This is a genomic window from Nocardia sp. bgisy134, assembly GCF_965341865.1.
In the GTDB taxonomy this organism is placed as follows: Bacteria; Actinomycetota; Actinomycetes; order Mycobacteriales; family Mycobacteriaceae; genus Nocardia.
In genome coordinates this window covers 109,840-121,945 of sequence record NZ_CBDQZP010000017.1, presented here as the reverse complement: position 1 = coordinate 121,945, position 12,106 = coordinate 109,840, and the positions used below count along the sequence as shown (strand labels likewise).

Genomic DNA, 12,106 nt, shown 5'->3' with positions numbered 1-12,106 from the left:
AACATGTCGAAAAAGATTGGTGTCCAACAATTCTTGTCCGCCCTTTCTCATACACTCCGTGACATGGCCACCGCTGCAGGTGATCTCGACATCCCCGCTCCGCTCACTCTCGACGGCGACGCCCTCGATCCGATCGGTGGAGGCGGCGCCCTGGTCGGCTACGGCCGTGTCTCCACCAAGGATCAGAACCTGGATCGTCAGATCCACGCGCTCACCGCTGCCGGGTGCCAGCGGATCTTCACCGACAAGAAGTCCGGGAAGAACGCCGAGCGCGAAGAGCTGGTGGCGTGCCTGGAGTACCTGCGTCCCGGCGACACCCTCGTCGTGCCGTCGCTGGATCGGCTCGGCCGATCCCTACAGGACCTGATCTCGATCGTGGCTGGACTCCGCAAGCGCGGCATCGGATTCCGTAGCCTGCACGAAGCCCTCGACACCACCACCCCCGGCGGTCGGCTGGTCTTCCACGTCTTCGCCGCCCTGGCCGAGTTCATCCGTGAGCTGATTGTCCAAGGCACCAACGAGGGCCTGGCTGCTGCCCGCGCCCGCGGGCAACGACTCGGCCGGCCGCCAGCTATGAGCGCCGAACAGATCCGACAGGCCCGCGCGATCTTGACTCGGCCGGAGGAGACCGTTTCGTCGGTGGCCCGGCTGCTCGGTGTCTCGCGCTCGACGATCTACAAGCATCTGCCTGAGCTCAGCAGGGGTGACCAGCAGTTGCTTACCTGATGATGTCTGCTTCCGTGACGAGTTGACCTAGATCCTTCTGCGGACTCGGCGGCGACCGTCGCTGCGACGCTGCAAGCGCTGGCGACGCCGAGTCGGCTGCGGATACTGACGCGGCTACGGCACGGGCCGTGCTCGGTCGGCGACCTGGTCGAGGCGGTCGAGATGGAACAATCCGCCATATCGCATCAACTTCGGCTGTTACGGGCCATGGGCCTGGTCACCGGCACACGCAACGGACGCAGCGTGATCTACAGCCTGTACGACAATCACGTCGCGCTACTGCTCGACGAAGCCGTCTACCACATCGAACACCTCGGACTGGACTTGACGGATCCGGAGTGAGCGACGTCGATCTTCTGCGAGAACGCTGATTGCGGCAAAAAGACACCCGACGGGAACCGGACTGCGACAATCTGATTCGCCGCTGCCGAACAATCACGATCAGCGGTGCATCGCGTTGGCGGTCACACCCTCTGCGCGCCCGCGATATCTATCGTGCGGCGGCGATCTCGGCGACCTTCTCCCGTGCGCGTTCGGCCGCATACTTCTCATCGGCGTACAGCAGGCCGAAGGTGAAGCCGTTCTCGCCGACGGTCGTGCCTGCGGATGTCGCAGTGCGCCAGAGGAATTCGGCCGATACAACGCCGTCATTGTAATCGCCGAGCACGCGTTGCAATTTCTTGTAAAACGCGATGTTCGACTTCGCGCGGCCGGACTTTCGCACCGGCTTATGCAATTCGGCGGCGTAGCGGGCCCGTTTGGCGGCTTTGCGTGCGCGGTGCAATGACGCGATTCGCTGATCGTCGAGGGCGGTCGCGAGGCGGCGATCGGCTTTGCGCGCGGCTTTGTGGGCGCGGGTGACCAGTTCGCGTCGACGAATCCGAGGACCGAACGGCGGCTCCGACTGCCACGCCTGCAGGGTTGCGAGCAACTTCAGGTAGCGGGGCGTATTCATGGCCTCGGCGAGCGCGTTGCGGCTCGGCAGCTGCCGCTCCAGCAACGTCGCGTCGATACGCGCCGCCACCGGACCCAAGACGAGTTCGGGCGGCAACTTCTCGAGCCGGTCGGCGAGGCGGCGACGCTGGACGTGGCAGTCACGTACTTCGCCGAGCAGGCCCGCGAACCACCTCAGCTCGTTCTCCGTATCGCCGACGGCGCGGGGATCCAACAGCTTGCCGAACACCCGCAGCGTGCTGCGCAGTCGTCGCGCCGCGACGCGGGTGTCGTGGATCGGATCCCGGCCCCGGCGCAGCTCTACGTCGCCGGTGAAGATCGCGTCGATCTGGGTGCAGAGATATGCGCGTATCGCACCTTCCGCCGCGGAGTCGCCGACGGCGGGCTCGGACCGGTCGGGCATAGCGCGCGAGAGTTTGGACGGATAGTGCGCCGAGTGCGCGCCTGCCTCGGCGAGACTGTCCACCAGCACCGTCGGGACCTTGTTCGTATGCGGGCCCAGTTCGATCTCGACCTCGCGCCAGGCAAGGACGTTCGCGGGCCCGTCGGCCGGTGTCGCTCGCACGGTGTCGTCATCGACCTCGACAATCAGTTCACCATCCGACCCGAGGACACGGTGCCGGCTGCGCTGGGTGTCGATCCGCGTGACCGCTCGCAGCTTCTTTCCCAGGCAGACTCCGGTGACGATCTCGGTGAGATCGTCGGGCAGATCCTTCGACAGCGGGGCGAGTAGTTCGAGGCGACCGCGTGGGTGCGGGATCTTCAGCTGCCATCCCGATTCGTCCTCGCCCTCACGGCGGCGCAGGGTGACGTTGTGCGAGAGCAGATCGTGCTCGGCGGTGTCGAAATAGGTGCTGGTGAGTTCGACCGACGTTTCCTCGACGCGACTATCGGGGACGAAGTCGTCGAGCATCGGAAGAGTGAAGACCTGGTCGACCTCCCATTTGCTTTCACGTTCCAATTCGTCCTTCACCGATACTGCGTTCCCCGCTCAGAGCACATAAAACCGTCAGTGTCGGCGGCCGGACTCGTCGGCGGTGGTCCCAGCAGCCCAGCCCTGGCCACGGCGGGTCTTGATCCACGATTCGATGGTGCGCCACTGCCAGCCGACCCGGTCGCCCAGCTCCATATCCGGCTCCGGCAGCATCCCTTTGTGCCGGTAGGAGCGGACCGTAGCCACGTCCACGCCGATGCGCTCGGCGACATGATCAACCGCGAGGTACAGCGGCGTGTAACCGCGGCCGTCAGCGCGGCGGACAACCTTGTCGATCTCGTCGTCGGACAGGGCGATCTCGAGGTCGTCGACGGGGACATAGCCCCAGTCGACGACACGCTCGTCGGCCGGTCTGGCGGTCCTGAGCGTCGACCCGCAGCAACTGAAGCGCGGGCAGTCCTACCGGGTCGACCACGAACGGAAGACGCTGGTGGCCGTGGAACGGGGACGCTGACACGCCGACCGGCGGCACCGGCCGCCCGAGCACGAGCGCCGGTCTGGGCCGCGGCTGAGCCCTGCCGGACCGAAGCGTCAGCTGACCACGTCGAATGGACCGGTTGGACACGATCACCGTGCCCAACCGCCGCCAAGCTGGCCGCAATCGATCACCCGGTGGCGGTGCACGCCAGAAGCTTTCACACCGAGGTGCGGGCCGACAACGAGCGCAGTCTCGCCGCAATGGCGAAGATCCCCGGAGCCCAGATGATCGGTACATCGGTTGCCCACGGGCACCAGTGGCTGTAGTTCCGATGGCATCGATCTAACGCTTCGTTCGATGCCCCCGGAATCTCCGGTCAGCTGACTGTTCACGCCCGGACTGTCTACGGCGCCGCGGCGCTCCAGTGCGCGTGTCTCACTGACATTTTCGTGCGGCCTGACGGCTGACATTTTCGTGCGGGCTCGCGCCCTGCCGCAGCGCTGCACCGGCCGCCGCCCCGCCCCCTTCCCTCCCCGATTTGGTCCCCCGCTGTCCTTGGTTTCTGTCCCGGCCCGTCCCGCATCGGCCTCGGAAGATCCACGGCTTCCGAAGTCCCGCAGAGGTTTACGCCGCGCACCTCGGCGACGGGCGATCCTCTTCTCGTCATTCCGCAGGAGGGGGTGCGATTCATACCGGCGGGTGACGTCCGCTTCAATCGCCTGAAGATAGCGTCGCTTCATGAGCGAAGCGCGGGGGGCATCGGCAGCGAGGTCACACCTCGACCGGTGGAACAGAGCACATTCTCATCTTTGCGGTGTCAGGAGCAGCCATCGCGCTGATCGGTTGCAGCTCCAGTAGCCCGTCGACTGGCCCGGGCGGCTCGTCGACCATCGAGCGCCCTATCGAATGCGGTGCCCTTGTGACACCACCGCGCAGCTTGGATCCCGTTGAAGCCGCTGAGTATGCCCGCCGCCTGCAGGAGCAACGACGTATATGCGGTTCACCATCCTCGGCACCATAGGAGCACAAGTTCCAACCAACCCGACGAGGCAAGCCGCCTGGGCCGCATCGGTCTACGCTGAGCATCTCAGCAGCGGTGATGCGCTGACCATTTGAGCGCAGCACCGTTACCGAGACACCCTCAACCCGTTGGCCTGATTATCAGAGTCTGCGCATCGTCGGCCACATGACCGACCACGGCTGCTTCGGGCCGGTGCATTCCCAGATCGTGATGTCGCTGGTGATGCCGGGAATCCCGAGCGGATAGTCCATTCGGCGCACTGGGACAACGGAAGTGAACCAGCGGCTCAGATCCGCGTCGGTACTGCCGACGTAGAGAACCGTGTCGGCTGTGTCCGGCGGGGCACCGAAATAGCCGAAGCCGCGATTCGGACTGAAAACCGACGGCAGACCCGCACCCGCCCGACCGTGATCGAGAGCGGCCGCCTGCACGTACCACTCTGTGACGACTGCGGCGGTGCGTTGCTGTTGCGGTGTCAACGTGCGGTAGGCATCTGCCGTCGCATCTACCAGTTCTGACCAACCGAGCTCGCTGTAGGCCGACGGGCTGAGCGCCGCAGCGCGATTGGGCGCGGGGGTGTACTGTGACGCGGCCCGCCACGGCGTCGCATACACCACGGCTGCCAGCACCGACAGCACCACCGTCGGTACCGCGGCGATCGTCAGCCAACGCTTGCGCGCGGCGGTCAGTCCCACGGCGCCGGCCGCCATCACCATCGGGTAGGCACCGGCACCGTAGGCGCTGCGCCCGCCACTGATCGCGAAGACCGCCACCGTCAGCAGGAACGCCACACCCAAGAACCGGTAGGGACGAAGGCGTGGCGACCGAAGCAGCTGCCACACACCGCACGCGATGACCACCGCGCCCAGCAGCCCCCACCATTGCAATGTCAACGGGACGAACCACAAGGTGCCGGTGAAACCACCGGTCTGGCCGCGGACCACCGACCCCATCCCCAGGTGCGGCCAGCCGTGGCGAGCCTGCCAGATCAGGCCCGGCGTCGCCGCCAACACCACGATGCCCGCACTCCACCACAGTGCCGGTCGTCGCAACAACACCCTCGGCCCCAACCAGCCCGCGGCGATGATCACCGCGATCCAGAACACCGGGACAAGCCATTTGACCTGCACTGCCACTGCGGTCACCAGCCCGGCTGTCAGCAGCAGCGCGTCGTGACGAGTCCGCACCCAACGCACCAGCAGCCACGCCAGCACTGCCCACAAGAGGGTGTCGATGCCGTTGGTCGACAACGTCTGCGCCTGGCCCAGGACGAACGCCGACGTCGCGCAAGCCGTCGCTGTCAGCGCCTGCGCTGCGCGCCCGCCACCCAGCTCGCGGGTGATGACCGCGCCCAACACCACCACCGCTACCGACGCCGCGACTGCCGGAATACGCAATGCCGCAAACGATCCGGGAAACAACCAGTCCATCGCGTGCGCCAGCAACGGCACCAGCGGACCTTGGTCGACATATCCGAACGACGGCCGCTTCCCGGCGGCAATGAAATACAGCTCGTCGTAGTAGTAGCCGTACCGCGTCGCGGACAATGCCGCCACGACCCCGGCGACCACCGCCACTGCTGCGACCGTGCCCACCGCGAACGGCGGGCACGGGTCATCGGTCGTAGAAGGAGATTCAGCTGAGACGATATCCACCCCTGTCACGGTGCCCGACGCTACCGGCCCAGCCGCGAAATGGTAAGCAATGGAAACAATCCAGACCTGGCCTGCGCCAATCGCTTCGGGATCGCGGGCCCACAGTTGGCGTCGAGCGTCGATCAGAACAAGGTGTCGTCGGACCCGGAGCGGTCGGTAGCCGGTGGGGCCCAGCCGGCCCAGTTCGGCGTCGATGTCGACCTCGATCGCGCCGAAGAGTTGATGTTCTCGCTGTGCCCAGGCGAAACGTGCGCGAGCACCTCGTCGTCGATGCGCCGCCCTTCCTGGCGCATCTGTTCCACCGCCAGCCCGTAATACTCTGCGGTCCAGGCGATCACGGCGTTGGTGGCCAAGGTCGAACACCATGCCTGTTCGGTCTGGGACTCCAGATGCCGGGCGCGGATCATGCCTTCGTGGGCGTAGAGCAAGTCGCGCCGCCAGGCGTGCAGGGATTCGCGCTTGTTGAGCTGGCGAGAGATCTTGCGCCGATAGTCCGGATCCGACAGGTACTCGCGGCGTAGATCGTTCTGCGCAGTGCCCCGTATTCCTTCGCTCGCCGAGGGCCTCGTGCAATTCGTCGGTGGCGGCCGCCAGCGCGTGGGCCGGATCAGCGGATTTGCGGACCAGGCGGCAGAATTCGACGCGCTGCGGCTCCCATGATCTCCGGGAATTCCCGAAGCCGCTGCAACTCCTCGTCCGCGAATACCCGCGTTGCCACGAACCCAGCCCTCCGGCACCCCGACCAACCTCATCGGCAGCCAAGCCATGCACCAACCACCCCACGCCGCACCCGGAACTGTCGAATCACCCTCTACCAGTGCACATCCCGAACTTCGTTGGATTTTCGTCGACTCCGAGACCCCCGCCGGCCGCTGCGCGACCCGGACACCCCCAGCCAGGACGACTGACATCGGCGGTTCGAAGACAGCGAGCGGTTCTAGTCCGAGTGACTCGACGACACCTTGCGCACCTCTGAAGCTATCCGGCACCGTCGTCGTCCCCCTCCAGAGCTACCGCCATCGCCCCCTCCAGCGTGATGTCACGGCGGGCGCCGGCTGCCTACTGTCGGTTGCGCCGTCCGTGGCCATTGCGAAAACCTCCAGCAGACAGGGATCGGAATCATGAGACCCATAGATCGTGCGGGCAGCGCGCTCCCCCACGCTGAACTGTCCACCGGCCGGCGCCGGTTGCGCAGGTTCCGGTTCCCCGTCCTGGTGCTGGTGTTGCTCGGCGTGATCGCGGCGTACGCCGGGATCGACCGGCTCGTCGCGCCCGTCCCGGCGCTCGCGCTGCCGGTGGGGATCGGTCTGGCCGGCGCCGGGGTGGTCGGCTACCGCTGGCTGTCGCGAACCGTCGAGTCGCGCCCGAGCGTCCCCGAACTCGCGACCGCGGGCACGTGGTCCTGGTTGTGGCGTGGGATGTTGCTGGGGTCCGGCCTGTTCACCGCGGTGATGCTGCTCATCGCGGCGTTCGGTGGCTGGCAGGGCCTGTCCTGGGGCTCGGTCGGCGGGTTCCTCGCGACCGCTGGCGCGATGGCAGCCGTTGCGGTCGCCGAGGAGACCCTGTTCCGCGGGATCGTGTTCCGCATCGTGGAGGAACGTACCGGCACCGTGGTGGCGCTGGTCGTGTCCGCGCTGCTGTTCGGCGCGGCACACCTGGTCAATGTCGACGCCACGCTGCTGGGCACGCTCTCGATCGCCGTGACCGGCGGAACCCTGACCGCCGCCGCCTACGTCGCGACCCGCTCACTGTGGCTGCCGATCGGCCTGCACTTCGGCTGGAACTTCATCCAGGCCGGTGTCTTCGGTGTCACGGTGTCCGGCTCGGGCACCGCGTCCCACGGCCTGCTGCAAACCACACTGTCCGGGCCCTCCCTGCTGACCGGCGGCGCATTCGGGCCGGAGACCAGCCTGTTCGCGCTGCTGGTCTGCCTGGTGCCCACCGCCGTCCTGCTGCGTAAGGCCTGCGCGACTGCGCAGTTGGAACTCCACGGACGTCGAAGCCGCTCCGGTCGGCACTGCGGCCCCTGAGGTGCCGCAGGGGCCCGGGCGCCGCACGTGGGATCCACTCAGGTGAGGGACTGGCTCGCCGCTCGCAGGCCTTCCAGGGCGGCCAGGGTGTACGGCGCCAGCGCGGCGTCATGGTCGGCTTCCAGCCACTGGGCATAGCCCCGTTTGAATGCGAGCACGCCCAGCTCGCCCGCGAGGTGTGCGAGGGGGTCCGGCACACCTCGGGCGACCAGGGCGTCGGTCATGGCTGCCGCGAGACCGACGCTCTTGAGGGCGTCGCGCTCCTGGAGTTCGACGTTGGCGGCGATCGCGGCCTTCAGGCGGGGGCCGAGTTCGCGGTTCATCGGGCCCATCGCGCTCGAGGCGCGCTCGAGCCCGGCCGCGACGGCCTCGAGCGGGGTAGCTCTCTCGGGTGCCGCGGCGATCCCCTCGGCCAGCAGCCGGCTCAGCGCTTCTTGTCCGGCCACCAGCAGGTCGCGCTTGTCGGGAAAGTACCGAAAGAAGGTGCTCTTGGTGACTCCGGCGCGCTCGGCGATCTGCGTCACCGTCGTGGCGTCGTATCCCTGCTCGGTGAACAGATCCACCGCAGCCACGACGAGCCGCTCACGTGCTCCAGGTTCCCATCGCGCCATGGGGTCATCGTAATTGATGGGACTGTTGTCTCATCACTCTGCTACGGTGATGAGACAACAGTCCCATCACTTTCGAGGGAGAGAACGTGCACGTCTTCATCACCGGTGGAACCGGCCTGATCGGCTCCGCTGTCGTTGCCGAACTGCTCGACAACGGTCACACCGTCCTCGCGCTCGCCCGCTCCGACTCCTCCGCGACGGCCCTCGAGACCGCCGGTGCCGAGCCGATTCGTGGCGACCTTGCCGATCTGCCCATACTCCGCGCGGCTGCCGCCCGGTCCGACGGCGTGATCCACCTGGCCTTCACCCACGACTTCAGCACCCACGCCGCAGTCGCGGAGGCGGTCGCCGAGGAGAGCGCCGCTCTGGCGGCTCTGGGCCAGGAACTCGTCGACAGCGACCGTCCGTTCGTCACTGTCTCGGGCACGCCGCTCGTGCCGGGCCGCGTCTCCACCGAGGCTGATCCGCTGTCGACCGACGGACTCGTCGGCGGGCGCAGCCACTCGGTCATGTCGGTGCTGGACCTGGCCTCACGCGGCGTCCGCAGCGCGGCCGTCCGCATGCCGCGCACGGTGCACAACGAGGGCAAAGGCGGATTCGCCGGCCTGCTGACCGACGCCGCGCGCCGCAATGGAGTGGCCGGTTACCCGGGCGACGGCACCCAGCGCTGGCCCGCCGTGCATGCGCTCGACGCGGCCGTACTCCTCCGGCTGGCCCTGGAGAAGGCACCGGCCGGGACCGCGTGGCACGCCGTGGCCGACAACGGCGACGCCGTGCGTGACATCGCGACGGTCATCGGTCGCAGGCTCGGGCTTGCCGTGGAAGCCGTGCCGCAACAGGTGTTCGGCCCTCTCGGACCGATCTTCGCCACCGATCAGCCCTCGTCGAGCGCCCACACCCGACAGGCACTCGGTTGGCAGCCCAGGCACCCGAGCCTTCTCGAAGATTTGGAAAACATCCAGCCCTGATCGGCCGGTGGCAGCCGGGCGCTCTCAGTGAGCGGCAAGCCCATCGACACAAGGTGTCCAGCGTGGACTACGGCGTCGGTACGGGGAACGACTGAGGCGACGGCCGCGGAGGTTTCCGCGCGGTCGGGACGGCGCACGGGAATTCGGCGATGTCCCGACCGGGCTGCGTGGAGTGCCACGGGTTGTCGGGGGCCCTCGTTAGGCTGCCGGTTGTGGCTGGTGAGTCAGGGGTTGCGGTAGGGGGTGGCGAGGTGGCGTTTCCGGATGACATTCGGGAGGAGGTGTCGCTCGGGCTCGAAGAGGTGAACGAGGTGTTGGCGGGGCTGGTGGGGGCGCATGCGGAGCGGCGGAAGCGGGATGCCGAGATCGTGGGGTATCGGCTGGGGATCGGCGGGGAGGGACCGGAGACGTTGGCGCGAATCGGGGCGCGATTCGATCTGGCGCGGGATCGGGTGCGGCAGTTGCACACTCGGGCGGTCGGGCAGATGCTGCGGGAGGCGGCGCTGATCGGAGGCCGGGAGGCGGAGGTGTTCGCGGGGCGCTATCCGGTGGACGGGCGGGATTCGGCGCTGGTGCGAGCGCTGCTCGTGGAGACGTACGCGACCGATACGGATTTGGCGGCCAACGAGTTGTCGTATCTGAAGCTGCGGCTCGCGGGGCACGCTCCCGAGGACGCGAAGCGGATCGCGGGCTACGTCATGCAGCGGATCATGGCGTGGCAGAAGAAGACGAACCGGCAGTTGGCGAAGCTGCGCGACGCCGAGCCCGCGGCCGCGACCGAGATCGGCGAATGGGCCGCGCGGGTCGAATGGCCCGCGGGCTCGCCCGCCGCGCTGCCGACGAGCTCCGCCCGCACGGTCGACGGCGACGACGAGGGACGCGGCCGGTTCTACCTGGACAAGGTCGGTCGCGACGTCGGCTTCGATTCCGCGCTGCAGGCCCGGCTGCTGCGCACGCTCAACGCGGCGGACACCGTCGAGACGTTTCAGGAACATCCGATCGCGGTGCGCTACGACATCGACGGCTCGGAGCGCGTCCACTATCCGAGCGTCGCAGCGCGTTTCACCGACGGCAGGGTGGCGCTGATCGACGTGCAACCACTCGGCCATGTCGCCTTCCACGTCAACCGCGTCAGGTCCGCGGCGGCGCGCAGCCGGGCGCATGCCGCGGGCTGGGGCTGGCTGGTGTGGACGGGAAGCCGCCTCGGCCTACCGGAGCTCGCCCGCCGCGAGGTGGACGCCCGCTGCGAAGACGGTCTGGGCGAACTCGTCGAGCGCGGGTCGGTGACGTGGCGCGAGGTGCGGCGGCTCCGCGAGGAGTCCGGCCTCGAACTGCTCGACTTCGCCGCGCTGGTGCTGCGCAACGAATGGCGCTGGGACCGCGGCCCCTTCCGCCTGACGCGCAGCTGACTCGCTCAGCGCACCACCATGGCCGCCGCGAGGAATGTCACGATCAGCAACATCGCGCAGTAGGTGATCAACTGCCAGTGGCTCACGGTCTGCTGGAGCCCGGCGATGGTGGCGCGCAGGCTGTTGTCCACCCGGTGGTGGTCGGCCAGCTTGCGATTCACCTCGGCCAGCGCGTCCGCCTGCGCCTGCGCGTCGTGTTCGGCGCGTTCCAGCCGCGCGGTCAGCTTCATCACCTGTTTCTGCTTGTCCCTGACCGACTTCCGGGACAGCGCAAGGGAGGTGCGCTGGTTGACGAGTTCCTGCCGCTGCCGGGCGATCACCGCGGCCTGCGTTCTCGTGTGATGCTCCCAGTCGGTCACGGTGGCCCATCCTCCCGTCATCTCGTCGCGAAAACCCCAGGCGATCTCGCCGGACACCCAGCCGCGCAGGAACTCGCGCAACTCGAACCGCTCGCGCCGCGGCACCGCGACCGCGCTGTGCTCGGCGTCCAGCATGCCCACGTCGATCAGGTAATCGCAGGCGGGAGGGGCGAAGTCGGCCATGCCGAGCGCAGGCAGGTGGGCCACCCAGTAGCCGGGCTGGCACAGCCACAGCACGCCGTCGCATCCCGCCGCGCGCAGCCGGGCCGTGTGTTCGTGGGCGAGCGTCCGGTCCAGCGGGCCACCGCGCACCTCGATGGCGTAGGTCCGCTCGCCGATCCGCCACAGAATGTCGACGCGGATGCCGCCGACGCGCCGATCCACATCGGCCTCGTCGGCGCCGAACGCCACCAGCCTGCCGCACAGCCAGTACTTGAGTCGCTGGATATCCCATTGGGCGTCTGCGCATCCCGGGCAACGGCAGCTGTACCGGGATCGATCGCCCACCGCGGTGCGGACCTCGTCCGGCACCTCGGCGATGCCCAATTCGGCGAGCATCGCCCGACGTCCGCAAGCCTGCTCCACGCGCTGCGTCGTTCTCACGCGATCACTCCCCTGCCCAACACCGCACGGTCTCTCGACCTACTCCATAGATCAAGAGTGCGCCTATCTTCGGCCGCCCGCCAGCCCCCTTTACCCCGCGCTCGGGTGCGCCGCCGTCGGCGCGACACCTCCCATCAGGCGATGTGCGCTGCGTCACAATGGATTTCGCAGCGACATGCGCGAGAAACGACACAGAAGTTTCGGGTGATTGATTTTTGCCGCCAATTCGGCGACGCGGCCGGGCGCGCCGGATCGTCCGCCCGCCGCCGGAGCCGCGCGGGCGGTGCTCGCCCCGCACCTCGGAAAGGCTGTGGATAGAATCGCCAGGCCACGCGCAGTTCGGGCATCGACGGGGAAG

At 67.8% G+C, this 12,106-nt stretch carries 9 protein-coding genes and 2 pseudogenes; 5 read left to right on the top strand and 6 right to left on the bottom strand.

The window, feature by feature from the left end; all coding sequences use genetic code 11:
- The first annotated feature begins 63 nt into the window (after positions 1 to 63).
- Both ACRWNM_RS27175 and ACRWNM_RS27170 read left to right on the top strand, forming a co-directional pair.
- Entirely contained in the window at positions 64 to 726 is a 663-nt protein-coding gene (locus ACRWNM_RS27175; protein ID WP_431970936.1) for a recombinase family protein, read from the top strand.
- A gap of 39 nt (positions 727 to 765) precedes the next feature.
- A pseudogene (locus ACRWNM_RS27170) lies at positions 766 to 1,068 on the top strand (ArsR/SmtB family transcription factor); the annotation flags it as partial.
- 148 nt (positions 1,069 to 1,216) lie between these two features.
- On the opposite strand, the gene ACRWNM_RS27165 reads toward ACRWNM_RS27170, so the two are convergent.
- The 4 genes and pseudogenes from ACRWNM_RS27165 to ACRWNM_RS27150 form a co-directional block, all read right to left on the bottom strand.
- Complete coding sequence (locus tag ACRWNM_RS27165) at positions 1,217 to 2,653, bottom strand: CHAD domain-containing protein (RefSeq protein WP_431970935.1); 1,437 nt, start codon at positions 2,651 to 2,653, stop codon at positions 1,217 to 1,219.
- A 36-nt stretch (positions 2,654 to 2,689) separates the two neighbouring features.
- Positions 2,690 to 2,860 (bottom strand): hypothetical protein, encoded by a 171-nt coding sequence (locus tag ACRWNM_RS27160; protein ID WP_431970934.1) that lies wholly within the window; start codon positions 2,858 to 2,860, stop codon positions 2,690 to 2,692.
- A 1,393-nt stretch (positions 2,861 to 4,253) separates the two neighbouring features.
- Entirely contained in the window at positions 4,254 to 5,708 is a 1,455-nt protein-coding gene (locus ACRWNM_RS27155) for an ArnT family glycosyltransferase (RefSeq protein WP_431970988.1), read from the bottom strand.
- 198 nt (positions 5,709 to 5,906) lie between these two features.
- Positions 5,907 to 6,321 (bottom strand): annotated as a pseudogene (locus ACRWNM_RS27150) (Tn3 family transposase); the annotation flags it as partial.
- Positions 6,322 to 6,889: 568 nt separating this feature from the next.
- On the opposite strand from ACRWNM_RS27150, the gene ACRWNM_RS27145 reads away from it, so the two are divergent.
- Positions 6,890 to 7,798 carry a CPBP family intramembrane glutamic endopeptidase gene (locus ACRWNM_RS27145; RefSeq protein WP_431970933.1) on the top strand — a complete coding sequence of 303 codons (909 nt, stop codon included), beginning with the start codon at positions 6,890 to 6,892 and terminating at the stop codon, positions 7,796 to 7,798.
- A 38-nt stretch (positions 7,799 to 7,836) separates the two neighbouring features.
- Here the strand turns inward: ACRWNM_RS27145 and ACRWNM_RS27140 are convergent, their stop codons facing one another.
- Entirely contained in the window at positions 7,837 to 8,409 is a 573-nt protein-coding gene (locus ACRWNM_RS27140; RefSeq protein ID WP_431970932.1) for a TetR/AcrR family transcriptional regulator, read from the bottom strand.
- Positions 8,410 to 8,495: 86 nt separating this feature from the next.
- Between ACRWNM_RS27140 and ACRWNM_RS27135 the strand changes: the two genes are divergently transcribed.
- Together ACRWNM_RS27135 and ACRWNM_RS27130 are read left to right on the top strand one after the other, a co-directional pair.
- A complete protein-coding gene (locus ACRWNM_RS27135; protein ID WP_431970931.1) occupies positions 8,496 to 9,377 on the top strand; it encodes an SDR family oxidoreductase in 882 nt (293 codons plus the stop codon).
- Between the two features lie 251 nt (positions 9,378 to 9,628).
- Entirely contained in the window at positions 9,629 to 10,786 is a 1,158-nt protein-coding gene (locus ACRWNM_RS27130; RefSeq protein ID WP_431970930.1) for a hypothetical protein, read from the top strand.
- Positions 10,787 to 10,791: 5 nt separating this feature from the next.
- Here the strand turns inward: ACRWNM_RS27130 and ACRWNM_RS27125 are convergent, their stop codons facing one another.
- A complete protein-coding gene (locus ACRWNM_RS27125; protein WP_431970929.1) occupies positions 10,792 to 11,748 on the bottom strand; it encodes a hypothetical protein in 957 nt (318 codons plus the stop codon).
- Positions 11,749 to 12,106 lie beyond the last annotated feature (358 nt).

Bases quoted from the DNA above. Each gene is read 5' to 3' on its own strand.
- ACRWNM_RS27175 (WP_431970936.1), top strand. From the start codon at position 64: ATGGCCACCGCTGCAGGTGATCTCGACATCCCCGCTCCGCTCACTCTC.
- ACRWNM_RS27145 (WP_431970933.1), top strand. From the start codon at position 6,890: ATGAGACCCATAGATCGTGCGGGCAGCGCGCTCCCCCACGCTGAACTG.
- ACRWNM_RS27140 (WP_431970932.1), bottom strand. From the start codon at position 8,409: ATGGCGCGATGGGAACCTGGAGCACGTGAGCGGCTCGTCGTGGCTGCG.